The 25,769-nt window shown below is 60.6% G+C and carries 24 protein-coding genes; 17 read left to right on the forward strand and 7 right to left on the reverse strand.

Annotated elements, in window-relative coordinates; all coding sequences use genetic code 11:
- The first annotated feature begins 43 nt into the window (after window positions 1-43).
- Window positions 44-733, forward strand: coding sequence for a YceH family protein (locus L4G42_RS21680; protein WP_237253436.1), 690 nt, complete (start codon window positions 44-46; stop codon window positions 731-733).
- A 425-nt stretch (window positions 734-1,158) separates the two neighbouring features.
- Here the strand turns inward: L4G42_RS21680 and L4G42_RS21685 are convergent, their stop codons facing one another.
- Entirely contained in the window at window positions 1,159-1,971 is an 813-nt protein-coding gene (locus tag L4G42_RS21685; protein ID WP_237253437.1) for a shikimate 5-dehydrogenase, read from the reverse strand.
- Window positions 1,972-2,198: 227 nt separating this feature from the next.
- Here L4G42_RS21685 and L4G42_RS21690 point away from each other — a divergent pair, with 227 nt between their 5' ends.
- From L4G42_RS21690 to pbpG, 3 genes are all read left to right on the forward strand, one after another.
- Window positions 2,199-2,552 (forward strand): hypothetical protein, encoded by a 354-nt coding sequence (locus tag L4G42_RS21690; protein ID WP_237253438.1) that lies wholly within the window; start codon window positions 2,199-2,201, stop codon window positions 2,550-2,552.
- Window positions 2,553-2,792: 240 nt separating this feature from the next.
- Complete coding sequence (locus tag L4G42_RS21695; RefSeq protein ID WP_237253439.1) at window positions 2,793-2,975, forward strand: hypothetical protein; 183 nt, start codon at window positions 2,793-2,795, stop codon at window positions 2,973-2,975.
- A 338-nt stretch (window positions 2,976-3,313) separates the two neighbouring features.
- Entirely contained in the window at window positions 3,314-4,264 is a 951-nt protein-coding gene (gene pbpG, locus L4G42_RS21700; RefSeq protein ID WP_237253440.1) for a D-alanyl-D-alanine endopeptidase, read from the forward strand.
- Between the two features lie 190 nt (window positions 4,265-4,454).
- On the opposite strand, the gene L4G42_RS21705 is transcribed toward pbpG, so the two are convergent.
- Both L4G42_RS21705 and L4G42_RS21710 read right to left on the reverse strand, forming a co-directional pair.
- Entirely contained in the window at window positions 4,455-5,387 is a 933-nt protein-coding gene (locus tag L4G42_RS21705; protein ID WP_237253441.1) for a magnesium transporter CorA family protein, read from the reverse strand.
- Between the two features lie 4 nt (window positions 5,388-5,391).
- On the reverse strand, window positions 5,392-6,975 hold the full coding sequence (locus L4G42_RS21710) for a RimK family protein (protein WP_237253442.1): 1,584 nt from the start codon (window positions 6,973-6,975) through the stop codon (window positions 5,392-5,394).
- Between the two features lie 89 nt (window positions 6,976-7,064).
- Between L4G42_RS21710 and L4G42_RS21715 the strand changes: the two genes are divergently transcribed.
- The 3 genes from L4G42_RS21715 (at window position 7,065) to L4G42_RS21720 (ending at window position 9,022) form a co-directional block, all read left to right on the forward strand.
- Window positions 7,065-8,195 (forward strand): GNAT family N-acetyltransferase/peptidase C39 family protein, encoded by a 1,131-nt coding sequence (locus tag L4G42_RS21715; RefSeq protein WP_237253443.1) that lies wholly within the window; start codon window positions 7,065-7,067, stop codon window positions 8,193-8,195.
- Between the two features lie 113 nt (window positions 8,196-8,308).
- Entirely contained in the window at window positions 8,309-8,440 is a 132-nt protein-coding gene (locus L4G42_RS26090) for a hypothetical protein (protein WP_272903982.1), read from the forward strand.
- A gap of 123 nt (window positions 8,441-8,563) precedes the next feature.
- Window positions 8,564-9,022, forward strand: a complete 459-nt coding sequence (locus L4G42_RS21720; protein ID WP_237259646.1) for a DUF2214 family protein — start codon at window positions 8,564-8,566, stop codon at window positions 9,020-9,022.
- A 291-nt stretch (window positions 9,023-9,313) separates the two neighbouring features.
- On the opposite strand, the gene L4G42_RS21725 is transcribed toward L4G42_RS21720, so the two are convergent.
- Complete coding sequence (locus L4G42_RS21725; RefSeq protein ID WP_336885895.1) at window positions 9,314-10,633, reverse strand: Nramp family divalent metal transporter; 1,320 nt, start codon at window positions 10,631-10,633, stop codon at window positions 9,314-9,316.
- Window positions 10,634-10,786: 153 nt separating this feature from the next.
- Here L4G42_RS21725 and L4G42_RS21730 point away from each other — a divergent pair, with 153 nt between their 5' ends.
- Window positions 10,787-12,181, forward strand: a complete 1,395-nt coding sequence (locus tag L4G42_RS21730; RefSeq protein WP_237253461.1) for an MFS transporter — start codon at window positions 10,787-10,789, stop codon at window positions 12,179-12,181.
- Between the two features lie 914 nt (window positions 12,182-13,095).
- Here L4G42_RS21730 and norR read toward each other — a convergent pair.
- Window positions 13,096-14,652, reverse strand: a complete 1,557-nt coding sequence (norR, locus tag L4G42_RS21735; protein ID WP_237253444.1) for a nitric oxide reductase transcriptional regulator NorR — start codon at window positions 14,650-14,652, stop codon at window positions 13,096-13,098.
- 374 nt (window positions 14,653-15,026) lie between these two features.
- Here norR and L4G42_RS21740 point away from each other — a divergent pair, with 374 nt between their 5' ends.
- From L4G42_RS21740 to L4G42_RS21775, 8 genes are all read left to right on the forward strand, one after another.
- On the forward strand, window positions 15,027-16,478 hold the full coding sequence (locus tag L4G42_RS21740; RefSeq protein ID WP_237253445.1) for a UbiA family prenyltransferase: 1,452 nt from the start codon (window positions 15,027-15,029) through the stop codon (window positions 16,476-16,478).
- Window positions 16,475-17,791: an FAD-binding oxidoreductase gene (locus L4G42_RS21745; protein ID WP_237253446.1), complete on the forward strand. Its 1,317-nt coding sequence runs from the start codon at window positions 16,475-16,477 to the stop codon at window positions 17,789-17,791. Before L4G42_RS21740 ends, L4G42_RS21745 begins: the two co-directional genes overlap by 4 nt.
- A gap of 8 nt (window positions 17,792-17,799) precedes the next feature.
- Window positions 17,800-18,540: an SDR family oxidoreductase gene (locus tag L4G42_RS21750; protein WP_237253462.1), complete on the forward strand. Its 741-nt coding sequence runs from the start codon at window positions 17,800-17,802 to the stop codon at window positions 18,538-18,540.
- Window positions 18,537-19,523 carry a lysylphosphatidylglycerol synthase transmembrane domain-containing protein gene (locus tag L4G42_RS21755; RefSeq protein ID WP_237253447.1) on the forward strand — a complete coding sequence of 329 codons (987 nt, stop codon included), beginning with the start codon at window positions 18,537-18,539 and terminating at the stop codon, window positions 19,521-19,523. The genes L4G42_RS21750 and L4G42_RS21755 overlap by 4 nt, the downstream gene beginning before the upstream one ends.
- 37 nt (window positions 19,524-19,560) lie before the next feature.
- Window positions 19,561-20,991: a DUF2723 domain-containing protein gene (locus L4G42_RS21760; protein ID WP_237259644.1), complete on the forward strand. Its 1,431-nt coding sequence runs from the start codon at window positions 19,561-19,563 to the stop codon at window positions 20,989-20,991.
- Window positions 20,992-21,193: 202 nt separating this feature from the next.
- A complete protein-coding gene (locus tag L4G42_RS21765) occupies window positions 21,194-21,508 on the forward strand; it encodes a hypothetical protein (protein WP_237253449.1) in 315 nt (104 codons plus the stop codon).
- 273 nt (window positions 21,509-21,781) lie between these two features.
- The gene (locus tag L4G42_RS21770) at window positions 21,782-22,147 is read left to right on the forward strand and encodes a cupin domain-containing protein (RefSeq protein ID WP_237253463.1); all 366 of its coding nucleotides are present in this window, start codon (window positions 21,782-21,784) and stop codon (window positions 22,145-22,147) included.
- Window positions 22,148-22,463: 316 nt separating this feature from the next.
- On the forward strand, window positions 22,464-22,730 hold the full coding sequence (locus L4G42_RS21775) for a hypothetical protein (protein WP_065988488.1): 267 nt from the start codon (window positions 22,464-22,466) through the stop codon (window positions 22,728-22,730).
- Window positions 22,731-22,838: 108 nt separating this feature from the next.
- Here the strand turns inward: L4G42_RS21775 and L4G42_RS21780 are convergent, their stop codons facing one another.
- Both L4G42_RS21780 and L4G42_RS21785 read right to left on the reverse strand, forming a co-directional pair.
- Window positions 22,839-23,300 (reverse strand): nitrilase-related carbon-nitrogen hydrolase, encoded by a 462-nt coding sequence (locus L4G42_RS21780; protein WP_419789394.1) that lies wholly within the window; start codon window positions 23,298-23,300, stop codon window positions 22,839-22,841.
- A 114-nt stretch (window positions 23,301-23,414) separates the two neighbouring features.
- Entirely contained in the window at window positions 23,415-25,004 is a 1,590-nt protein-coding gene (locus tag L4G42_RS21785; protein ID WP_237253450.1) for an EAL domain-containing protein, read from the reverse strand.
- 344 nt (window positions 25,005-25,348) lie between these two features.
- Here L4G42_RS21785 and L4G42_RS21790 point away from each other — a divergent pair, with 344 nt between their 5' ends.
- Window positions 25,349-25,741, forward strand: coding sequence for a RidA family protein (locus L4G42_RS21790; protein WP_237253451.1), 393 nt, complete (start codon window positions 25,349-25,351; stop codon window positions 25,739-25,741).
- The last annotated feature ends 28 nt before the right edge of the window (window positions 25,742-25,769 follow it).

Genomic DNA, 25,769 nt, shown 5'->3' on the forward strand with positions numbered 1-25,769 from the left:
AGCCCCTACCCTCATAGCCTTTTCAACGCTTGGGGAATGGGTCATGTCTGACGAGCTGGATTCCGAAAACACCGTTGAAGCCTCGGATGCGCTGCAGCTGAGCAGCACCGAAGTGCGCATTCTGGGCTGCCTGATCGAGAAGCAGGCGACCCATCCCGAGACCTACCCCCTGACCCTCAACGCGCTGGTGCTGGCCTGCAACCAGAAGACCAGTCGCGAGCCGGTGATGAACCTGACGCCCGGCCAGGTCGGCCAGAGCCTGCGCGCACTGGAAAGCCTGCAACTGACGCGTCTGGTCATGGGCAGCCGAGCAGACCGCTGGGAACACCGCGTCGACAAAACCCTGGAGCTGGTGCCGGGCCAACTCATTCTGACCGGCCTGCTGTTGCTGCGCGGCCCGCAAACCGTCAACGAGCTGTTGACCCGCAGCAACCGCATGCACGATTTCGAAGACGCCGACGCAGTGGTGCATCAGCTTGAACGGCTGATCGCGCGCGGGCTGGCGGTGTTGATCCCGAAACAGGCAGGCCAGCGCGAAGACCGCTACCTGCACGCGCTGGGTGATCCGGCCGACAGGGAGACAATCCTCGCCGCCCGCGCGCACCCGGCAGAGCGCAGCAGCAGTGGCGGCAACTCGGCCAGCGCGGGCAATTCGGCGGTGGCCGAGCGGGTCGAAGCACTGGAAGCTCGCATCGCCGCCCTGGAAGAACGGCTGGCAGTACTGGAAGGTTAGAAGCGGTTTAGAGGTAAGCGCAATTCTTCAGCCTGACACGCTTTACATGGGAGGTTGCTCACGATCGCGGTTTTCCAGATGCAAATGCATGCAACGGCCGATTGCCTTCGCGGGCAAGCGCGCTCCTACAGGTTTTGCGTTCGCCGAAGAGGACGGGCGTTGCGGAAGTTCGACACGGGGAGCCGGCTTGCTGGCGAACGCGGTGGGTCAGACCAGAGGTGTCGGCTGACGAAACCGGTTCGCCAGCAAGCCGGCTACTACAGGTGTTGCGTCAGCCGAAAATCATGATCGCTGCCCAGATCTATTGTAGGAGCGCGCTTGCCCGCGAAGACGGCGTGTCAGACTTGAAGATGCCGAATGACACAACGCTTTCGCGGGCAAGCGCGCTCCTGCGGGTTTTGTGTTGGCCGAAGATCATTGTGGCATCAGCCGCGGGCGAACGCGGCGGCTGCCTGATACTGCGCCTCGCTCGGCGTCACGCCGGTGTAAAGAATGAACTGCTCCAGCGCCTGTATTGCCGCGACCTGGTCGCCGGTGATCAGGCGCTTGCCGAGCCGCTCGGCCTCCACAATGAACGGCGTGCGCGCCGGCGTGGCGACGACGTCAAACGCTGTGTCGGCCTGCTCGATGGCGGACACATCAAAAGCCAGCGCGTCGGCTTGATCGCCTGCCATCCCCAACGGGGTGACGTTCACCAGCAGCGGCGGGCGTTCACTGCCCAGTTCGGCTTGCCACTCGAAGCCGCACGTCTGTGCAAGCGCCCTGCCCGCCTGCTCGTTGCGCGCCACGATCAGCCCGTCAGTGAAACCGCCGTCGCGCAGGGCACAGGCGACGGCCTTGGCCATGCCACCGCTGCCGCGCAGGGCAAAGCGCGTGCGCGGCACTTCATGGGTGTCGACCAGTTGGGCGATGGCGATGTAATCGGTGTTGTACGCTTTCAAGTGGCCATCGGTGTTGACGATGGTGTTGATGGATTGAATGGCGGCGGCGGACGCGTCCAGCTCATTGACCAGTGCAATAGAGGCTTCTTTAAAGGGCATCGACACGCCACACCCGCGAATGCCCAATGAACGCATGCCGGCGATGGCTGCGGGCAGATCGTTCGGCGAGAAAGTCTTGTAATAGAAGTTCAAGCCCAACTGCTGATACAGGTGGTTATGGAAGCGCACGCCGAAGTTGCCCGGACGTCCGGCCAGCGACATGCACAACAGCGTTTCCTTACTGGCGGTGACCAACATGAAATCTCCCGAGTGGTATTAGAAGACGCCTGGGCAAAGGCGTAGAATTACAACGCTTCGCCGGAATGGGCACAGCCGTCGTCATTAAAGTTGTCGAATACCTTACACAAAATTTACGCAACGGCCTCGCAGATATTTCCGAAACCGTTGTCTGAGAAGTTATCCCGTGGCAGTGCCTGAGCGTAACGCAGGCTCGCGACAACGGGAATGAACACCGAGGAACAGTCATGATTCGTCAGATCCCCAAAGTTGCCTTGTTGTTAGGCGCCCTCGCCCTCGCAGGCCAGGCTGAAGCCCATGGCGGCGGCCCGGGCTGGGGTGGAGCAGCGGTGATCGGTGCGGTCGTCGGCGGGGTCGTCGGCGCGGCAGTGGCGTCCGGTCCGGCTTATGCAGCACCCGCTCCCGTGTACTACGCGGCACCGGCCCCCGTTTATTACGCGCCACCGCCACCACCGCCGGTTTATTACCAGCCGGCTTATGTCGTTGAACGCCCGGTCGTCTACGGACCGCGCTACTACGGCCCGCCACGTTATTATGGCCCACCACCGGGCTACTACCACCACGGTGGCGGTCGTTGGTAACAGCGGTCTGCTTCTGGCCGGAGGGCTGTCGACTTAGGGTCGCCAGCCCTCATCCAACAAAAACCCCGCCTCTCCGGCGGGGTTTTTGTTTCCGGGCCTTTTATGCGGGACGCAAGCGCGGTTTTGACACGCTGCCCATCACCGTCCCTACCCGCTCATCAATGACGACTATCGAGAGCGGTGATTTCTGCATCAACCGGTCGCGCCGTACAGTAGCGCCATAGATTGATGGAGGCACTTATGACCAAGGTTCAAATCATGTCGGTTGTCGGCAGCGCAGTACCCGCCCAGCTTCGTGAGCGCGGTCTGTTGGCGTGCTGGTACTTGATGCACAACGGCGAGCCCGTCAGCGGTCCGTTGCTTTCATTGCCAGTGGCGCAAGCGCTGTCACAGCAACTCGAACACCGCCCGCTCAACAGCTGAAACCCTATTCGCTCTTCCTTGTGAATCGTGCGTTGCTCCGCACACCCCTTTAGCCCGCCTCTTTAACGACGCGGGCTTTTTTTTGCCAGACGACCGGGCTTTTTATGGACTGGGCTGTTCATCAGGCACGCGAGAAACGGCGATTCAACCTTTTTAAATACAGGCTTTTGGGATCCGCTACCTGAACCTGACCTAGACAACAGCGGTTTATTGGCAAAACCCCGCACCGCCCCATCGACAACTTCAGAAACTTGCTCCTAAAATGCGCCGAACGTGTTGTCGTCCTTGAAGAAAGTCCGACGTTCCACGCTATTTCCATCATTAAGTGAGCGTTGCTCTTGAAAATTCGCCCAACCGTCATCGGCCTATTATTTGCACTTACAGGCTGCGCACTTTCCACCGCCGTACTTTCCACCACTGCACTGGCCAGCGAACCGGCGGCGTTCAATCGCGATCCGGCCAATCTGCACCTGGCTTCCGGCAGCGCCATGATCACCGACCTGCAAACGGGTCAGGTGTTGTACTCGAGTAACCCCGACATCGTCGTCCCGATCGCCTCGGTAACCAAGCTGATGACCGCGATGGTCACCCTCGACGCCAAGCTGCCCATGGACGAGATGATCAAGGTCGACATCTCCCAGACCGCCGAAATGAAAGGCGTGTTCTCCCGGGTCAAGCTGGGCAGTGAGCTGAACCGCCACGACATGATGCTGATCACCCTGATGTCGTCGGAAAACCGCGCAGCGGCGAGTCTGGCGCACAGCTACCCGGGCGGTTATCCGGCGTTCATCCGGGCGATGAACGCCAAGGCCAAGGCGCTCGGCATGAACCATACCGTGTACATGGAGCCCACCGGGCTGTCGGTCTACAACGTCTCCACGGCGCGAGACCTGACCAAGCTGGCTCTCGCCGCGCGCAACTATCCGATGCTGCGCGAGCTGAGCACCACGCCGGAGAAAACCGTGACCTTCCGCAAGCCGAACTACATCCTCGGCTTCAGCAATACCGACCACCTGGTGCGTAAATCCAACTGGGACATCAAACTGACCAAGACCGGCTTCACCAACCAGGCTGGCCACTGTCTGGTGCTGTTGACCAGCATGGCCAACCGTCAGGTGTCGGTGGTCATTCTCGACGCCTTCGGCAAGTACACCCACTTCGCCGATGCCAGCCGCATGCGTTTGTGGATGGAAACCGGCAAGAGCGGCCCGGCGCCGGAAGTCGCGCTGCAGTACAAGAAAGAAAAGAATCAGGTGATGAGGCAGAAGGGTTTGCAGGCGTCGGAATAAGACGTCGCGCCGCAATTCTGCTCTTCCAGCGCCCGGCGCAGCCGCTGCCGGTGCGCCCCCTGTAGGAGCCAGCTTGCTCGCGAACGCGGTGGGTCAGTCGACATTTCGTCACAGATCGGACGCATTCGCCAGCAAGCCGGCTCCTACAGGTGGTGGCGCACTGCCGGGCCGAGGGTACACACACCCTCCATCACTGACTCGCCCGCGCCATGCGCTTGAGTATCACCACCATCCCCACGCCCAGCCCGGCCATGCCGATCAGCAACGCCGGGTAGCTGATCCACCACGGGATGGGCGTGGTCATCATGCTGTATTCCGACATCCCGCCAATCCCCGCCACCAAATTCAATGGCAAGAACACCACGTTGATCAACGTCAGCTTGCGCAGCAGGTTATTGGTGTTGTTGTTGACCAGATTGCCCCGGGCGTCCATCAGGCTGGCGAACACGGTGGAATAGATGTTCGCCTGTTTATGGCACTGTTCGTTCTCGATGATCATGTCTTCGATCAGCGCCAGGCTGTCGCCGGAAAACTGATGCTTGTGGGCGTGATTGCGCAGGCGGGTCAGCACCGAACCGTTGCTGTCGATGGCATTGATGTAATAGACCAGGCTTTCGCTCAAGTTGAACATCTGCACCAGATGGCGGCTGTCCATCGAGGCATTGAACTGCTGTTGCAGTTCCCGGGCGATCATCTTGATCACCTTGAGGTGACCCAGATAATGATGGATGTTGTGGAACAGCACCTCCAGCAACACGTCCAGCAGCGTGTGCATCGGCCGGTGCTGTCCCAGGTCGCTGATCTGCTTACTGTCGGCGCAGATCAGCACCATGTGATGGGGGCTGAGCAGGACCCCGAACGACGACACGTCGAACGAAAACGTGTCCTTGCCCGAGTAGTTCTCCGGGCGCTTCCAGATCATGAACAGCGCGTCCGGGTGAAACTCGATGCGCGAGACCTCGTCGGGGTCGAGCGCCGAGGCCAGTGCGTGGTCGTCAAGGTGAAAGCGTTCCAGCAGCAGCGTCTTTTCAGCGGCATCCGGGTCGCTGAACCAGAGCACGCTCGCCTCGGCTTCGGCGCATTCCCGTAACCGGCCCGCCTCAAGGCGGTGGCCTTTGATCACCGCCCTAACCCGCCAGACCGCGACGTTTGATGTCGAGCCGGCGAATGAACTCTTCCAGCACCAGCGCGTACAGATCGTCCTGCAGCCAGGCGTCTTCGATGCCGGCGTCGAGGTTGGGGTTGTCGTTGACTTCGATGACCACCACGCGATCGCCGGACTGCTTCAAGTCCACGCCATACAGGCCGTCGCCGATCAGGTTCGCGGTCTTCACCGCCAGATCCACCACGGCCCGTGGCGCATCGTGAACCGCCAGGGTGCGGCACTCGCCGTTGATTTCCGCGTCGATGGCCTTGTGGTTGTAGATCTGCCAATGCCCCTTGGACATGAAGTACTGGCAGGCGAACACCGGTTTGCGATTGAGCACGCCGATGCGCCAGTCGTATTCGGTGTAGAGGTATTCCTGGGCCAGCAGCAGCACCGAATGCTCGAACAGCTCCCGCGCCGCTTCCTGCAATTGCTGCGCGTCCTGGACCTTGATCACGCCCTTGGAAAAACAGCCGTCGGGGATTTTCAGCACCAGCGGGAAACCCAGCCTCGCCGCCACCTGCTCCAAATCATCCGGTCGCTCCTTGTAGAGGATTTCCGTGGCTGGCATGCCCAGCTTGTGGCTCTTGAGCAGGTCGGTCAGGTAGACCTTGTTGGTGCAGCGCAGGATCGACGCCGGGTCATCCATCACCACCAGCCCTTCGCTCTCGGCCTTCTTGGCGAAGCGGTAAGTGTGGTTGTCGACACTGGTGGTCTCGCGGATGAGCAGCGCGTCGTACTCGGCCAGCCGCGAGTAATCTTTCTTCTCGATCAGCTCCACGTCCACGCCCAGTTGCTGGCCGACGCGGATGAAGTTGTCCAGCGCCTTGCGGTTCGACGGCGGCAGCGCTTCCTGCGGGTCATGCAGAATCGCCAGATCGTAGCGATACGTGCGAGGGGACCGGGGTTGGCGCCAGATCTTGCGACTGAAGCTGTCCAGGGACTGGGCGAACTGGTCCTGCTGATGATCGCGCAGGCGAGTCAATGCGCCGGTCTTGATGCCCACGATGTGCCAGTTGTCGCGCTTGCGAAACTCCACCAGCAGGATCGGCGCAGGAAACGCTTCGAACAGCTGACGGGCCAGATCCTGCAACGGAGCCAGATCGGTCTGACCGAAATACAAGCTCAGGGTGAAGCCTTCGGTTTCATCGTAGGGATGGTCACGCAGCGCATGTTCGAGGCGCTTGTCGAGGTCATCCAGCGCCAGGCCGTAAAGGGACTTTCGGGTCAGCTCGCTGATGGTTTTCACCGACGGAATCACGTGGTGACCCCGGGCTTCGGCGAGCAGCGAGCAGTAATAACCGTGGCCCAGGTAGCGGTAACTGCGGCACAGGTTGATCACCTGCACCCGTTGCCCGGCATTGTCCTGGGGCGGGTTTTCCAGATAATCCTGGGCGCTGATCAAGTGTTCGCTGGGCAAGTAAGACGCCCAGTCTTCGAGCCGCTCCACAACAATCAACAGTCGGCTTCGGGTTGAAACAGGTCTCAGCGGATTGACATTTAAAGTTGCCGAACGCTGAGGTTGTGCTGATACTTCGTCGGTCTTCACCGGCACCGCATTCATGAGTTGATCCTTCGGGAAACAGTCCTTTCTATAAAACATGGCTTTGTAGAAATGTCCCGCTTCGTTACTCACTCTTTACGGTGCCTGACATGAACTTTATATATCGCCTCGCCCAGCCTGCCGATGTGGACGAACTGTTGGTGCTGGAAAACCAGTGCTTTGAATCCGACCGACTGAATGCGCGCAGCTTTCACTGGATGGTCACGCGGGCCAATGCGCGATTGATCGTGGCGCTGGGCGATCAGCCCGATCAGGGCCTGGCCGGTTACGCACTGGTGCTGTTTCATCGCGGCACGTCCCTGGGGCGGCTTTACTCGCTGGCGATCAGCGACGAGGCCCGGGGCCAGGGCCTCGGGCAGCAACTGCTGGCCCAGGCCGAACAGCATGCCCTTGAGCGCGAATGTGCCTATTTGCGGCTCGAAGTTCGGCCGGACAACGCCCCGGCGATTCGCCTATACGAGCGCAACGGCTATCGCCTGTTCGACCGCATTGATGACTACTACGAAGACCACGCGCCGGCGCTGCGCTACGAAAAACGCATCCGCGAACACGCCACCGGCGTCGCTCGCCATGTGCCCTACTACCCGCAAACCCTGGACTTCAGCTGCGGCCCGGCGTGCCTGCTGATGGCGATGAAAGCCCTGCAACCGCCACGCGCCATGCAGCGCCATGAGGAACTGCAGATCTGGCGCGAGGCGACCACGGTGTTCATGACCTCGGGCCACGGCGGTTGCAGCCCACAGGGCCTGGCGCTGGCGGCGTTGCGGCGCGGGTTCGAGGTCGGCCTCCAAGTGTCGGTGCGCGGGCCGTTGTTTCTCGCCGGTGTGCGCAGCGAAGAAAAGCGCGAAGTCATGCGTCTGGTGCACGAGGAATTCAGCCGCGAACTGGCGGCCAGCACGGTTCGTCAACTGGGCAGCGCGCCGCTTAACCTCTGGCAACTGCAAAAGAACAACGGCCTGGCCCTGGTGCTGATCAGCAGCTATCGGTTGACCCGCTCCAAGGCGCCGCACTGGGTGCTGGTCACGGGGTGCGATGACGATTTCGTTTACTTGCACGACCCCGACATCGATCACAGCCAACAGCGTCAGGCCATGGACTGCCAATACATGCCGGTCAGTCATAAAGAGTTCGCCGGCATGAGTTGCTTTGGCGGTGACAAACTTCGCGCGGCGGTTGTTCTTTATCCACAGGAGCATCCGCAACGGCAGGCGCCTATATAAAAGGCGTCAGCCAAGCCGCTGTTCGCGTAAAGATCCCGTCGTATTGATTGCAGTTGTAGGTGCAAGCGGAATGAATAGGCGCTCGGCCTTTGGGCGACTGTTGGATAAGCGTGATGGATAACTCGGTGATCGGTCTGGTGATTGTTTCGGTGATAGCGGTGTTTGGCCTTTCAGCGTTTTACTTTGATTTCGTTCATCCGCGTCGCAAGCCAGGCTTGGAAAAACGGCACAACCTGCAGAAATGAGCGACGACGCCCCCGACCGATTATTTTTCCCGCCACGCTTGATCGGCAACGGCATAACGCCAACGACCCGCTAAGCTTGTGCAGGTGACGCTTGCTCTGCACATCGCTCGGGGGAGTTGAAACATGCTCATCAAATGGGTACTGGCTGCGTTGCACCTGCTGGCGTTCGGTTTTGCGATAGCGGCGGTGCTGGCGAGGGGACGGGCGTTGCGGCGGTTGCGCACGGATGATCCGCGATCGTTCAGGGATGTGTTCGTGGTGGACAATATCTGGGGCGTTTCAGCGGGAATTCTGCTGATCACCGGGGCGTTTCGGGCGTTCGGCGGGCTGGAGAAAGGCTCGTACTACTACCTGCATCAACCCCTGTTTCACCTGAAAATGGCGGCGTTCGTGGCCATTCTGGCGCTGGAAGTGGTGCCGATGTTCGCGCTGATCAAATGGCGCATCGCGTTCAAGAAGAACCAGCCCATTGATACTTCCCTGTCGCGCCGGTTCGCCCGGATCAGTCACATGGAAGCGCTGCTGATGGTCATCATCGTCATCGCCGCCACGGGGATGGCGCGAGGCACATTGCTGAGTTGAACCTCAACGCGGCGCAAAACCGGCAGGAGCGCTTGCCCCTCTATGGTGTAGGAGCGTGGCTTGTCCCGCGATCTGGCGCGAAGCGCCAGCGAACCGATTGAACGCGCTGTGTCAGACAGGACCGGGGCAGTCTGATTTTACTGCCGCTGCGCGCCAGATCGCGGGACAAGCCACGCTCCTACAGCTCCATCCGGCCCCGACTGTTCAGTGCTGCAGAACTGATGGCGTACAAACCGACCTCTTCCCGTCTAAAGCCGGTCCCGCTGAATGTACGCAATTTCACCGTAGCGGTCAGGTCACCCAGAAAAACATGAGCGTCAGGTTCGCGCCCGAGATCAGTCCGAACAGCCCCCAGGCCAGGGCTTTGGTCAGGCGGCTGTTGGCGAACGGCCCCATCAATTGCGGATCGCTGGTGAAGCGGATCAGCGGCCACAGCGCAAACGGCAACTGCAGGCTGAGGACGACCTGACTGAGCACCAGCATCTTGCCGACCGCGCCATCGCCGAACCAGATCACGCCGATTAACGCCGGAATCAGCGCCAAGCCACGGGTCGCGAGGCGGCGTTGCCAGCACGGTATCTTCGCTTTGAGAAACCCCTCCAGCACCACTTGGCCGGCGATGGTCCCGGTGAACGTCGAACTCTGCCCTGCCGCCAACAGCGCGATGCCGAATAACACGCTAGCGACGGCGCCGCCCACCAGGGGGTCAAGCAAATGGTAGGCGTCCTGGATTTCCACGATGTCGGTGTGGCCGGTGCCGTGGAACGCGGCAGCCGCCAGAATGAGAATGGCCGCGTTGATCACCAGCGCCAGGCTCAGGGAGGCGATGGTGTCGACCCGGGCGTAACGAATGGCGCTGGCCTTGCTTTCGACCGACGTGCCGTTGACCCGGGTCTGCACCACCGATGAATGCAGGTACAGGTTATGGGGCATCACTGTCGCACCGAGAATGCCGATGGCGATGTACAGCGGCTCCTGATTGCTCAGCATCTCCCACGACGGCTTGAGCCCCGCCACAACGTCCGGCCAGAACGGCTTGATCAGCACCAGCTCAATAAAGAAACACGTCGCGATGGTTGCGATCAGCCCCAGCACAATGGCTTCGAGACGCCGGAAGTTGGCGCCCTGCAAAGCCAATACGATGACCGTGTCGAACGCTGTCAGCGCCACACCGGTGGTGATCGACACCCCCAGCAGCAGGTGAAACGCCAGCGCGGCGCCCAGCACTTCCGCCAGATCGGTGGCAAGGATCGACAGTTCGGCGAGAATCCACTGGCCCATGCCGACCCGGTGGCTGTACCGCTCGGCAGACAACTGCGCCAGATCGCGGCCGGTGGCGATGCCCAGGCGCGAGCACAAATTCTGCAGCACCATGCCCGACAGACTCGCCAGCACCACCACGAACAACAGCGAATAACCGAAGCGCGAACCGGCTTCGATGGCGGTCGCCCAATTGCCGGGGTCCATGTAGCCGATGGAGATCAACAGGCCGGGACCGGCGAACAGCATCAGCTTGCGCAGGAAAGACGCATTGGCGGGAATGGCGACGCTGTCGGTGGTCGCCGACGGGCAGAATGGCGCGGTGGCAGTGGTCGGGAGTGTGTACTTCACGGGAATCCGAAACGTGGTGGCGGTCAGCCCCGGAGCTTAAACGCGCAGAAATGTTTTGTCTTGAATCTCTGGGGCACTAACATGCTGCGTCTGACCGATCCGGAAAAAACAATAATGCATGCCGCTTCTGATAGCCCTGATCACGCCCGCCCGATGCAGGACGGAATCGACCCGATCCGCGCTGCGCGGATTTCCGCCCGCATAGACCGACTGCCCGCCGTTGCCACGATCTGGAAGCTGGTGGCGCTGCTGTCCATTGGCGGTTTCTTCGAACTTTACGATCTGTTTCAGACCGCCTACATCAGCCCCGGCCTGATCCGCGACGGGCTGTTCGCCACCGGGGCGCAGGGCGTGTTCGGCTTTTCGGATCAGGCGGCGTTTGCTTCGGCCACCTTCCTGGGGCTGTTCCTCGGTGCCAGCCTGCTGAGCCCGATCGCCGACCGCTACGGCCGCCGCGCGATCTTCACCTTCGCGTTGATCTGGTACACCGTCGCCACAGTGCTGATGGGCATTCAGACGTCCGCACTGGGCATCATCTGCATGCGCTTTCTGGTGGGCATTGGCCTGGGCATCGAACTGGTGACCATCGACGCGTACCTCTCGGAACTGGTGCCCAAGCGCATGCGCAGCTCGGCGTTCGCCTTCGCGTTTTTCGTGCAGTTCCTGTCGGTGCCTTCAGTGGCATTGATGTCCTGGTGGCTGGTGCCGCAGGACCCGTTTGGCATCGCCGGCTGGCGCTGGGTGGTGTTGGCCAGCGCCGTGTTCGCGCTGTTCATCTGGTGGCTGCGCTCGCGCCTGCCGGAGTCGCCACGCTGGCTGGCGCAACACGGCCGCTTCGGCGAGGCCGAAAAAATCATGGATGACCTCGAAGCCCGCTGCCTGAAGGATCACGGCCAGGCGCTGGACGAACCGGAAACCCACAACGTGGCCGTCGAAGGCAAGGGCCGCTTCGCCGACATCTGGCAACCGCCGTATCGCCGTCGCGCGCTGATGCTGATTGTGTTTCATGTGTTTCAGGCGATCGGTTTTTTCGGCTTTGGCAACTGGCTGCCGGCGCTGCTTTCGGGTCAGGGCGTGAGCGTGACCCACAGTCTGGCGTATGCCTTCGTGATCACCCTCGCCTACCCCCTCGGGCCGTTGTTGTTCGTCAAGTTCGCCAACCGTTTCGAGAATAAGTGGCAGATTGTCGGCTCGGCGTTGGGCTCGATGATTTTCGGCACACTGTTCGCGCAGCAGACGACGGCAGCGGGGCTGATTTTTTGCGGGGTGATGATTACGTTTTGCAATGCGTGGCTGAGTTTCAGTTATCACTCGTACCAGAGCGAGTTATTCCCGACCAATATTCGCGCCCGGGCGGTGGGGTTCTGTTATTCGTTCAGTCGTCTGTCCACGGTGTTCAGCAGTTTGTTGATCGGGTTGTTTCTGGATCACTTCGGCACGCCGGGGGTGCTGACGTTTATTGTGATGAGTATGTTGATTGTGATCATTACGATTGGCGGGTTTGGGCCGAAGACGCGGAATTTGGCGTTGGAGGATATTGCTCATTAGCGGCGGAGTCATTTTTACAGCAGCCAAGGTCAAGAGCGTCTGCCTAGGGGCAGACTGTTTCGCCTTCGGCGAGTTACTTGGAAAAGCACCCCCCTCTCGGTTTTAAAGAGCAGCCAAGGGTGCTTGCTCCTGGTTTGGTTCCTCCTTCGTCGGAATACCTTCACTCCGGTCTCGCTCCGTGGGCCCGCGCCGAACGGACATCCATGTCCTGACGGCGCTCTCGCGGCATCCATGCCGCTCGACCCACTGCGTGTCGTCTACGTTCGGCCTGCACCCAAGTCGCGTTCTGCGGTGTTTGAGACATTTGCGTAGGAAGATCAAAAGCAGATCAAGGGCAGATCAAGGGCTTCCCGGCTGAAGCCGGTCCTACCAAGAGCGCGGCGTGTCAGCTGATCGTTCCCCCGCTCCGCGTGGGAATGCATCCCGTGACGCTCCGCGTCACTACCCCGGCTCGAATGTGGGTCGGCTGCGAGACGCGGAGCGTCCGGGTGGCGTTACCACGCGGAGCGTGGGAACGATCAGCACTAACAGCAGCGCATGCATCCAGCGGGATTGGCTCCGACTGTAGGACCGGCTTCAGCCGGGAAGCCGTTGATCTGCTTTAAAAGCGCTTTTAATCTTCAAACGCAAATGGCTCAAACACCACAAATCGCGACTTGGGTGCAGGCTGAACGCAGGTCTCGCGCAGTGGGCCGAGCCGCATGGATGCGGCGAGAGCGCCGTCAGGACATGGATGTCCGTTCGGCGCGGGCCCACGGAGCGAGACCGGAGTGAAGGTACTCCGACGAAGGAGGAGCCCAACCAGGAGCACAAGCCCTTGGTTACTTGGGGCTTTATCAAGTAACTCGCCGAAGGCGAAACAGTCTGCCCCCAGGCAGACGCTCTTGATCTTAAAGATCTTGATCTGAAAAAACCTACCGAATCCCCAATCGCCTGGCCAGCCGACTCAAATTCGCCCGATCAACATTCAGCTCCCGGGCCACATCCGCCCATTTCCCGTCATGCCGCTCCAGCGCCTCGCCGATCAGCTGCTTCTGAAACCCGTCCATCGCCTCCTTCAATCCCTCGCCCGGCTGAATCACCGGCATGGCGCCATTCACACGCAACACAGCAGGCGCAGGCGCCCCTGACTCCTCAAGCCCCAACACATCCGCCTCGATCGTCAGAATCCGCGGCCGCTCGCCATGCACCGACAGTGCCTTGAGCACCGCCCGGCTGATCAGATGCTCCAGCTCCCGCACGTTCCCCGGCCATGGATACGCCAACAGCACCGCCTGCGCCTCCGGACTCATGCGCAAGCTGCGCAGTCCCATCCGCGCCCGGTTCTCCTCGAGAAAGTACCCCGCCAGCAGCAACACATCGCGAGACCGCTCGCGCAACGGCGGCACCAACAACGGGTAAACGCTCAGGCGGTGATAGAGATCCGCGCGGAAGCGACCGGCGCGCACTTCTTCTGCCAGATCACGGTTGGTCGCGGCGATGATGCGCACGTCCACGCGATGCTCCTGATCAGAACCGACGCGCTGCAGCTGGCCGCTCTGCAATACCCGCAGCAGCTTCGACTGCACCGGCAGCGGCAGCTCGCCCACCTCGTCAAGGAACAACGAACCGCCGTGGGCCAGCTCGAACTTGCCGCTGCGCCCGCTGACCGCCCCGGAAAACGCGCCTTTGACGTGACCGAACAGCTCGCTTTCCACCAACAATTCGGGCAGCGCGGCGCAGTTGAGGCTGATCAGTGGCTTCGCCGCCCGGGGTGAATGCAGGTGAATGGCCTCGGCAACCAACTCCTTGCCCACACCGGTTTCGCCGGTGATCAACACCGTCAGCGGGCTGTTACCCACCAGCTGGATTTCCTGCTGCAAACGCTTGTGCACCGGGCTTTGCCCGATCAGCTCCCGGGGCCCGCGTCCGCCTGCGGCGCGTTTGTACACCTCGGCCAGTTGGCGCTGATCCTCAAAGCCGCGCGCCAACTGGCTGATCCGTTCGCTGGCCATAACCGTTGCCGCCGCCAGGCTGGCAAACGCCTGGAGATTGCCGAGATCGACCCGGCCAAAGCGCGCCGGATCAAGGGAGTCCAGCGTGATCACCCCCCACAGCGTGTTCTGCACATACAGCGGGCAGCCGAGGCAATCGTGCACTTCCAGGTCGCCGTGCACGCCTTCGACCAGCCCGTCATACGGATCAGGCAGGTCGCAGTCGGTGGAAAAACGCGTCGGTTCGCGGTTTTGCAGAATGATGTCCAGCCGCGGGTGCTCCCCCACCCGGAATCGTCGGCCCAGCGTATCCGGGCTCAAGCCCTCGACCGACAACGGCACCAGCACCTCATCCTCCAGCTTGAGCAAGGCCACGGCGTCGCACGGGAATAACTCACGCAGCGACCGCAGCAGGCGGCGGTAGCGCTCATCGTCCGGCATGTCCCGGGACAGGTCGGCAACCAGCGGAATAAGCGCCAGCAGCAAAGAGTGGGTCATGGAAACTCCCGGTAATGGCATGGGAAGGGGGTGCAGGGCGAGTCATTATGACTGCGATGTGAGTCGAGAAGACAGCGCCGTCGCGAATCAGCTCCTGCCGTTTGCGCAGGAAGCACTCGCAACAGAGACAGACGTGAATCGCCGAATTAAACACGGCACTAAACCGTCACTCCCGGGGAGTCATTAGTTGGTCGCCAATTCCCCGGCAGCGCGGGTTTCATTAATGAGAAGCAACCCCGCCGACTTCCCTCAAAAACGCGCCCTTTAATTCTGACGCCACCCCGCCGACGTGAGGGACGAGGCCCTTTAATTTAAATGAAGTTGTAAAAATCCTATTTTGTTTATAGTCCGGTGACCCTACAGGAGCACTCACTATGGCCAGAATTCAGGGACGAGTTCTTGAAACTTCCCCTCCGTTGGTAGTTGATCTAGACGGCACGTTATTGCGCTCGGATCTGCTCATGGAAACGGCCATGGCGTTTATTCGAGGACAGCCGCTGAAAGCCCTGAACATGCTCGCCTGGCTGTTCAAAGGCAAAGCCGCGCTGAAAGAAGGCCTGGCGCTCAACACCGAAATAGACGTCTGCGTACTGCCTTACGATCCGCAGATCCTCGAGATGATCCAGCGCGAACGAGACACTGGCCGCATGGTGGTACTGGCGACGGCGAGTCATGTAAGCCTCGCCGAGCGCATCGCCGATCATCTGCAGTTATTCGATCTGGTGCTGGCCTCCAATACCAACCGCAACTTGTCCGGCAATAACAAGCGCGACCTGTTAGTTGCGCACTTCGGCGAGGGTGGATTCGATTACGTCGGCAACTCGAAAGATGACTTGCCCATATGGGATGTGTCCCGTCAGGCCTATGTGGTCAATCCCGATCGAGGCGTGGAAGCAAAGGTAAAAGCGCAAGTCCGCGTCGAGCCGACCATCCGCAGTAACACCCCCAGCCTGCGGGACTGGCGCAAGGCCCTGCGCTTGCACCAGTGGCTGAAAAACGCGCTGATCTTCGTGCCGCTGCTGGCATCCCATCGCCTGGCGCAATTTGAATTGATGCGCGACGGCATCATTGCGTTTCTGTGCTTCGGTCTGTGCGCGTCCAGCGTCTACATCCTCAACGACCTGCTGGACCTGTGCGACGACCGCCATCACAAGAGCAAATGCAACCGGCCGTTCGCCAGCGGGCGGCTGTCGATCAAGGCCGGGCTGGTGATGGTGCCGACGCTGCTGGCGATGGCCTTCGGCGCCGCGCTGCTGCTATTGCCGTGGCAGTTCTCAGCGGTGATGGCCGCCTACTACGGCCTGACCCTGACCTACTCGCTGAGACTCAAACGCCTGATGGCCTGGGACGTGATCGCCCTGGCAATGCTCTACACCGCGCGGATCATCGCCGGCGTGGCGGCGTTCAGCCTGACCCTGACGTTCTGGATCCTCGCGTTTTCGATGTTCATTTTCCTCAGCCTGGCGATGGTCAAGCGCTACGCCGAGCTGCGCGATGCCCGCGCCCGGGAGGTGAACACCCTGGCCCGCGGCCGCGGTTACCACCCCGGCGACCTGGACATGATCGCCTCGCTGGGGGCGTCGTCGGGTTATCTCGCGGTGATGGTGCTGGCGCTGTACATCCAGGACGCGAAAACCACCGAGCTGTACGTCACGCCTCACATCATCTGGCTGGCCTGCCCACTGTTGTTGTTCTGGGTGACGCGGGTGTGGATGCTGACCCATCGCGGGCAGATGAACGAAGACCCGGTGGTGTTCGCCATCCGCGACCGCACCAGTCAGCTGATCGGCGTTGCGTTTCTGATGATGTTCTGGATCGCCGCATGAGCACGCCGTTGTATTCCTGGGGACGTTTCCCCCGCCGCCCGCAACGCGGTCATGGCTGCGTGTGGCTGGACGAATTGCCTGCGCAGATAGACCGCGTGATCGGCGCCCACCACAGTAGCCTGCCCTACGGCAATGGCCGCAGCTACGGCGACAGTTGCCTGGCCGCCAGCGATCAGGTGCTGCACATGCGCTCGCTGGACCGGCTGATCGAAGCCGACTGGAGCACCGGGGTGATCAAGGCCGAGGCCGGCATTACCCTGGCGGAAGTGCTGGCCGTTGCCATCCCCCAGGGCTGGTTTTTGCCGGTGACGCCCGGGACCCAGTTCGCCACCCTTGGCGGCGCCATCGCCAATGATGTTCACGGCAAAAACCATCATGTGCGCGGCACCTTTGGCCGCCATGTGCTGGGCTTCGGCCTGCTGCGCCACGGCGAGCCGGAGGTGATCTGCTCGCCTGAAGACCATCCTGCCCTGTTCGCCGCGAGCATCGGCGGTCTCGGCCTGACCGGGGTCATTCACTGGGCGCAGATTCAGCTGATGCCGATCCGCGCCACCCAGATCGACACCACCACGGTGCGCTTCGCCAATCTGGCGGAGTTTTTTGCACTGTCGGCCGAACTGGACGCCCGTCACGAATACAGCGTCGCCTGGGTCGACTGCCTTGCGAAGGGCGCGGAGACCGGTCGCGGTGTGTTCATCGTCGGTGATCACGCGCAATACGGCTCCCTCGAGGTCGGTCAGCGCAAGAAACTCAGCGTGCCGCTGACGCCGCCGGTGTCGCTGATCAACAAGGTATCCCTCAGCGCTTTCAACAGCCTGTACTGGCGCCTGCACCCCAGCCAGCGCAAGCAGGGCCGCAGCGCTCACGAACCCTTCTTCTACCCCCTCGACCGGATCCTGCACTGGAACCGTATTTATGGCCGTCGCGGGTTTCAGCAATACCAGTGTGTGGTGCCTGCGGCGAATGCCGAAGCCGCCATGGGCGAACTGCTGCGCACCATCGCCGACGCCGGCCAGGGTTCGTTCCTCGCCGTGCTCAAGCGCTGTGGCGATATTGCCTCGCCGGGCCTGCTGTCGTTCCCGCTGGAAGGCACCTCCCTGGCGCTGGATTTTGCCCAGAGCGAGGCGCTGGAGAACGTGCTGTTCCCGCGTCTGGACGACATTGTTCGCGCTGCCGGCGGGCGGTTGTATCCGGCCAAGGACGCCCACATGAGCGGCGTCGATTTCCGTCGCGCCTACCCCGCCTGGGAGCAGCTGGAAGCGCTGCGCGATCCCTCTTTGATGTCCCGTTTCTGGAGCCGTGTGATCTTATGAAAACTGCAGTGAAGAAAGTCCTGATCATCGGCGCCACCTCCGCCATCGCCAGTGCCTGCGCGCGTTTGTGGGCCACGCAAGGCAGCGATTTTTTTCTGGTGGCGCGCAACGTCGAGAAGCTGCAGCAGACCGCCGCCGACCTCAAGGCGCGCGGGGCGACCCACGTCACACTGCACGAGATGGATGCCAACGACATCGAGGCGCACCCGCTGATGATGGGGCGCTGCCTGACGGCCCTCGGCCAGATCGACATCGCCCTGATCGCCCACGGGACGCTGCCCGACCAGAAGGCCTGCGAGCGCGACGTGCACATGGCCCTCAAGGAATTTGCCAACAACTGCACCTCGGTGATCGCCCTGCTGACCGTACTGGCGATGCAGTTCGAGACCCAGCGCTGCGGCAGCCTGGCGATCATTTCTTCGGTGGCCGCCGACCGTGGCCGCCCTTCCAACTACCTCTACGGCAGCGCCAAGGCAGCGGTGTCGACGTACTGCGAAGGCTTGCAGGCGCGGCTGTTCAAAGTCGGGGTGCACGTCACCACCATCAAGCCGGGCTTTGTAGATACGCCGATGACCCAGGGCCTGTCGTTGCCGGCCGCCTTGCTGGCGCAACCGGCGCAGGTCGCCCAGCGCATCGTCAAGGGCATCGCCAACAAGGTGCCGACGCTGTACGCACCGGGTTTCTGGGCGCTGATCATGCTGGTCATTCGTTCGATCCCGCAGCCGGTGTTCAAGAGGCTGAATCTGTGAACGAAGCCGTGCCTGAGCCTTCGCACCTGTCCGGTTGGCGGTACCGCGCGGTGGTGCTGTCGGTGGTCGGCTCGGCGCTGGGCTATCTGGGCTTTTCGCTGTGGGGCGGCTGGCAGGCGGTGGGCGCCGCGGTGAGCGAGGTCGGGCTGGTCGGCATCGTCATCGCGCTGTTCATGTCGTCGGTCAATTACGGCCTGCGCTTCGTGCGTTGGCAGACCTATTTGAAAGTGCTCGGCCATCCCATGCCGTGGCGGCCGAGCCTGAACATTTATCTGGCCGGCTTTGCCCTCACCACCACACCGGGCAAGGCCGGTGAAGCGTTGCGCGGCGTGCTGCTCAAACGCTGGGGCGTGCCCTACCCGCAGAGCTTCGCGGCGTTTTTCAGCGAGCGGCTGTCGGACCTGTTTGCGGTGGTTTTGCTGACCCTGTTCGGCCTGTCGCTCTACCCGCAGGCGTGGCCGATGATCGTGATCGGCGTGGCGCTGGTGGCGGTGGGGCTGGTGGTGCTGTCGCAACGTCGCCTGCTTGAGCGGATCACCGAAAAGGTCCCGGCCGGTGGCGGCAGGCTGCTCGGGCTGCTGCGCCATCTGCTGCAAGTGCTGGTGCATGCGCAGCAATGCCATCGCCTGCGCCTGATGCTCGGCCTGACCGCGCTGAGCGTCGTCGCCTGGAGCGCCGAAGCCCTGGCGTTCGACTGGATTCTCAAATGGATGGGCGCCGACATTCCGCTGACCTTCGCGGTGTTCGTCTACGCCCTGGCAATGCTCGCCGGCGCGGTGAGTTTCATGCCCGGTGGCCTGGGCGGCGCGGAGGCAGTGATGGTCGGCCTGCTGGTCTGGAAAGGCATGGACAGCGCCGACGCCGTGGCGGCGACCGTACTGATTCGGCTGGCGACGCTGTGGTTCGCCGTGGCCATCGGCGCGGTGATGCTGATCAAGCTCAAAGGCGAGGCGATGACGCCTCGGGCTCAACCGATTCAATAACGCTTTTCGACGGGATATAGGGACAGGAGTGCAAGTCATGGTGGCAGCAGTACGTTATCGAGCGTTGTTCGGCATTCCCCTGTTGCTGGCGGTGGCCGCCATCCTCTGGAGCTTTCTGGCGTCCAGCGGACCCATTCAATGGATGGACAACGGCATCTTCATCGCCGACGCCTCGGAGGGCCGCTACTTCAGCGAAACCCTCGGGCCGCTGGATCACCCGTTGTACCTGTTCGTCACCACCGCGCTGTTCGCGAATTTCGGGCCGCTGGTGCTGAGCTTCATGAACTCGATACTGCTGATTCCGCTGGGCTGGGCGATCTTCCGTCTGGCCAAGGGCGTCGGCGCGACGTCGCAGCAGGCCTTGCTGGCGATTGCCGCGGCGGTGTTGTGCCATTGCGTGTTCTGGGTCTCGACCAAAGCAGAAGTGTATTTGCTGCACACCTTGTTGATCACCCTCGCGTACATGGTGCATTTTCGCGATAAATCGCGCCTGGGCCTGCTCACCGCGCTGTTCGTCATCGGCATGCTCACCGGCCTCGCCGCCGCTATTCACCAACTGACGTTTATTGTGCTGTTGCCGCTGTACGTACAGTTGGTCTGGCAGCATCGGGCGCGCGTCCTGTTGACGGTTCCGGGTTTTGTGCTGGGCTTTGCGGTGGCGATTCCCGGCATCTTGCAGGAGATGCAGAACGGCCTCAGCCTGATCGATATCGGCCACCGCTACCTGATCGGCATTCCCGACAAAAGCACCGAGCAAAGCTGGCAGGGTTCGCTGTTTCGCTTCGACGACATGTGGCACGAGAAGAACTCGGTGGTGCTGCTGATGCTGTCGCTGCTCGGCCCGCAACTGGTGGCGCTGGTGCTGTTTCCCAAAAGCCGGCGCCTGCGACTGTTGTGGTGCGCGGCGGTGCTGAACTTCCTCTTCGCGGTGTCGTACAACGTCACCGATCGTTTTACGTTTTTCCTGCCGGGCGCCGTGCTGTTGAGCATCATCGGCGTGATCCATGTGCAGGCGTGGCTGGCGCGACTCAACGCCGCCGTTGTCGCTTACGCCCTGCCCTTCAGTGGCCCGGTGGTCATTCTGGCGGTGTACGCGATTTACGCCAGCGGCGTCGTCGCGCTGCCGACCCACAAGGAAGCGCTGCCTTTCCGTGACGATATCCATTACTTCATGGCACCGTACCTGCCCGATCGTTCGGCGCAAGCGTTCGTACACAGTTACGAACAATCGGTCCCGGTAGGCGCGCTGATCGTCGCCGACTGGACGCCCAACGGCGCCCTGCGTTCGGCGCAAGCCAGCGGGCTGCTCAAGGGGCGAACCATTGCGCTCTGCGAAGGGGCGCAAGATATTGAGTCCTACCTGAACGGCCCCGGCGCCTTCCTGGCGCGGACCAGTTATTGCTCGAGCATCTCGGATCGCTTTGATTTGCAGACGTTGGCGGTGGGGTATGAGCTGCGCGCGAAATAGGCGAACAGGCAAAAAAGAAGCCCAAGCTCAGGGTGACGCGGAGCGTGACGGGATGCGTGCCCACCCAGAACGTGGGCACGATCAGACAACCAGTTCCCTTTGAAACCTATTGATCGCGGAATGACCGCTCGTCGGGTGGAATGCACCTCTTGCGTTGCCCGGTTGACCAATAGGTATCCATGACAACAAAGGGATTCACATCATGATCAAGACTAAATTGACTGCCCTGACACTCGCTGGCCTGATGGCTGTTGCTACTGGCTCTGCGTTCGCCGGCTCCACGGGCCCGACCGATCCGATCGACAAGAACGGTCCGAAGCCAAGCACCTCCACCAGCGGTCAGAATAACGACGGTAGCTCGCCAGGCACATCGACCCCAGGCACTAAAGGCATGGGCAGCACCAACGGCACCAACCGTACCGATGCTGAAGGCGGTGGCATGACCAACGGCAGCGGCATGGGCGGCAGCGGCGGTGGCACCGGTGGTGGCGCGAGCGGTTCCAGCGGCAGCAAGTAAACCGCTACGCTGACCGTGTGCCCTTGGGCGAGATTAGCGCCGGGGCAGCACTGAATACGATAAAGGGCCGAATGTGATTCGGCCCTTTTTTTCGTTTCCGATTTGGTTTCCGAGATAAGGCGATTGGCCCCCTGATCTTCTCCGTAATTGGACGTGTGCGCCAGGCATCTACGGGCTTAGCGTAGTGGTCATCAATCGCTTCAGGATGATCCGCTCATGAAACCGCTAAAACACCTCGCCGCCCCGCTCTGCTGTCTGGCCTTCGCCGGGTTGATGTCTGTCGGCAGTGCCCGGGCCCACGAGGCCGAGCAGGAAAAGGTCACCGTGCTGGAAGAGCACCCGATGCTCAATGCACCGGGTAAAAAAGCCATGGCGCTGACCGTCGATTACACGCCGGGCCAGGCCTCCATCGCCCACAGTCACAGCGGTAGCGCGATCGCCTACGTGCTGGAAGGCGAGGTGATTTCGAGAGTCAACGACGGCAAGGCGATGACCTATAAGGCAGGCCAGACGTGGTATGAACCGGCTGGCTCCAAACACTACGAATCGCGAAACGCCAGCGCGACAAAGCCTGCGAAATTGCTGGTGTTTATCCTGCTGGACGACAAGGCCGACATCCTCACGCCCCTGCCGAAGTGACCTAGAGGGTGATCAAACCGGCCGCGGCATTCCGTAGGACCGGCTTTAGCCGGGAAAGCGCCGGGCCTCACAGCGCTGAATTTGATGGCGTTCAAACCGGCCTCTTCCCGGCTAAAGCCGGTCCTACCATGGGACCGCGTTCATTCAACAGGATCGCGTGCTGTCAGTGGGACCGGCTTCAGCCGGGAATGCATCAGACTTCACACCGCAAAACCCGGCAGAGAAACCCGGGGCTAAATTTTCCGCCGCCGCTGTCGATACGCTATTCGTAGAGCCCGAAATGTCGGGTCGGACCGGATCAGTGAAAGGCACAGGTATGTACACAAACATTTTTCTGCTGGTAGAGCATGGCCGCGATCAAGGTGAAGTTTCTGTTTTGGGCTGGTTCGATGACGAACGCGCCGCGCAGGACACCGCCGAGGCCATGGAGTGGAAAGCGTATCGCGATGAAGCCAAGCGTCATCACCAGTGGTCGAGCCAACCGTTGCTGCCACCGGACCAGACGGCTCATCGGCGATTCTGGGTCAAAGGTATCTCGAAATTCAGCCACACCCCGGCACCCCGTTCGTGGGCGGTGCATTGATCCCTGTTGAGCAAAAACTCAGCGCAGCGGACGCACCGCCATGGTGCCCCGCTTTATCCAATTTCCCGTCGGTGGCTCGTCAGCGCAACTGATTCAATAACTCTTCGGTCACCCGACGACCTCCCCCTGCCAGATAGCTTGATGCAGACGGGCGATCACCAGGCAATCGCCGGTGCCAGCCGCACTCACCACCAGGCTACCTCCGGGTGACCAAAATGCGCTGCGGCCCGCGCAGGCCCAGCCTCCCGACGGCCCGCCATGGTTGGCCATCAACACGCCCATTGAATGCGCGCTGGCGTAGTCCTGCAGCAACGCAGCGTCACGCGTATAGCCTTCGTGGCTGATCAATACGCTGCTGGCGTACACACGGGCTCCGGCACGCGCGGCAGCTTGGGCATGGCTGGCGTGAGTAAAGTCGGCACACACTGATAGCGCAATCTGCTCGACCCCGATATCCACCAGCGCCCCGCCCTCGCCGGCGCTGAACACCCCCTCCTCACCCGGATGAAGATGTTGCTTGGTGTAGACCGACTGCGATCCATCGGCGGCCATCACCACTGCACCAATCACGAGTGTGTCATAGGGGCTCGTTTTTTCAGAAAGTGCGGGAGTCAAGGATGCTTAGCTCAACTTACTTTGCAGCGGCGGCAAGTCGTCATTGGTCAGGCACGCACCGCGTGTTGTTCACCCTGCTACACCCCCTCCATCTGTGTCACATCGCGGAGATTCCCCAGCGGTTTTTTGGGTACTGATGAAGTTTAAAAAATCATGAGCGGGCAATGCTTTCGAGTAGAGCCAACCTTGAGCATAATCCACCTTATAAGCTCGCAGGTAATCTGCTTGATGTGGGCTCTCGATGCCCTCGGCAACAATTTCCAGCCCGAGTTTTTTGGCCATCGCAATAATATGCGTCACCACCGAACTGGACGCGGAAAATTTGTCTATGGCGTCCACGAAAGACTTGTCTATCTTGAGCACATTGACAGGAAGGCGCTCAAGATATTGCAAACTAGAGTACCCCGTACCAAAGTCATCGATTGCAATCTTGAACCCTAGCGCCCGAGCCCTTTTAAGCGTTATAACGGCTGACTCAACATCGATGAAACCTCGCTCAGTTGCCTCTATCCATATTTGACTGCTGTTAATCATCGAGCCTTTCAACGCGTGATCAAGCGTGTCAAGAAAACGCCCGGATTTTAGATCATCTGCACATATGTTAATGGCGACATGAAAATTTCGATCTTTGCGCAGCGTTTCTGCCATGTCTTTGACGACGCCACAGATGACTTGGTCGGTGATGGGCAAAATCAGTCCTGTTTCTTCAGCTAACGGAATGAACTGATCAGGTGAGACAACGGTTCCGTCTGGTCTCAACCATCGGACCAACGCCTCGGCCCCTGTACATTCTTCTGTTTCAAGATCAATGATCGGTTGATAGTGAACAGTGAACTCCCGCTGGGCGATTGCGATTTGCATCTCCGCCATCGGTGAAAGTCTGATTCGCATGATTCGGATGACGGATAGTACGACGACAAAACCGATACCTATGCCAATCGGCAGCATCCAGGCCAGCTCGCTGTAAAAGCTTGTGTCGACGCTTTTTATGGGCTCCGCCACAAGAGCGGACCAATCGTCCTGAGTGGAAACCGCATAGAGATAATCTTCATTGTTTCGATCTTGACTGGATACAAGTCGCGAAATTGTCTTTTCATCCGCGCCCTGAGAAATATTCACCAACTGGCCTTGGTAAAAAACCCCGAGCTGCATTCGATCATCGAGAATGATGTCGCTCAGCCTTCCTGCATTTATAAGCACCTTGTAGGCGCCACGATGTATGACCGTGATCGGCTGGATCCCCTGGTCACTGGGGATGAGACGAACATTAATTTTATACCCTCTCGCATTGGTATATGTCGACGTCGCCGATCCAGACAGTATCGACGTGACACCCCATGATGTACAACTCAGAAGCCCGTATTCAAGATAATCAATTTCTTCAACCGCACGGGTGTTGACGGTCGCTTTTTGCATCAACGATATATGCTCAGGAGAGCACGGCACTCCAGACCAGCTCTCCAGGTCCGATATAACATTGAGGCCTTGTTGCAATGACAAGCTAATGTTTTTTAGTGCTCGTTCGGAGTACGTCTCCAAATGAGTTCTTTCTTTAGCCAGGGCCCTTTCCCAAGAAATGTAAGCCATCGTTATCATAGGCAAAACCGCCCCTATCAGCCCTGACAGAATGGCGACTATGATGACTCTGGATTTACGCATTCCCTTGCCTCAACAAATGGACTCATCCTTTACTGATGATCATTACCTGTCGGTCGGAGTGTGATTTATCCTGGAGTACCGAGCAAGCAGGCGCGGAAAGTTTTACCATCAAAACACGCTGTGCCGACTCTCTCCCACGCCCCTACGCAAAATAGACAAACACTGACCTTCGACGTGCCACCGCCGCGTGGCATGTTGATCTGACGATCCCCGGGAATGGTGTGCCGATTGGCAGCACCAGCCACATGTCATCTCCCGAAGACCGGGAGGCCTCCCACGAATCTGGACGGACATCAACTTCCTGAGATAGCGTGCCCCTCCAACAGAATCCAAGGCCCCATTCCATGACCGACCGTCAACTCATTGTCCCCGATGAAATGCGACTACTCGCCGAGCGCGCGGGCTATGCCCCTGCCGTAAAGGTCGGCAAAACCCTTTACTGCGCCGGCCAGGTCGGTCGCACTCATGAGCTGGCCGTCATCGAGGACCCGGAGCAGCAATTCCTGGCGGCGTGGGAGAACCTGCGGCTCGTGCTGGCCGCTGGAGGATGCACCTTCGAAGACGTCGTCGACCTGACCACCTACCACATCGATCTTAACCGCCATATGCCCGTATTCAGGGCGGTGAAGGACAGCGTCTTCCCGCGTGGCACCTGTGCATGGACATGCCTGGGCGTCAGCGAACTGGCCAAGCCTGGCCTGCTGGTTGAAATCAAGTGCGTTGCGGTGCAGCGCTGATCAAGGGATGCGGGGCCCTTGCACGTGG

The organism is Pseudomonas petrae (assembly GCF_021728295.1).
GTDB lineage: Bacteria > Pseudomonadota > Gammaproteobacteria > Pseudomonadales > Pseudomonadaceae > Aquipseudomonas > Aquipseudomonas petrae.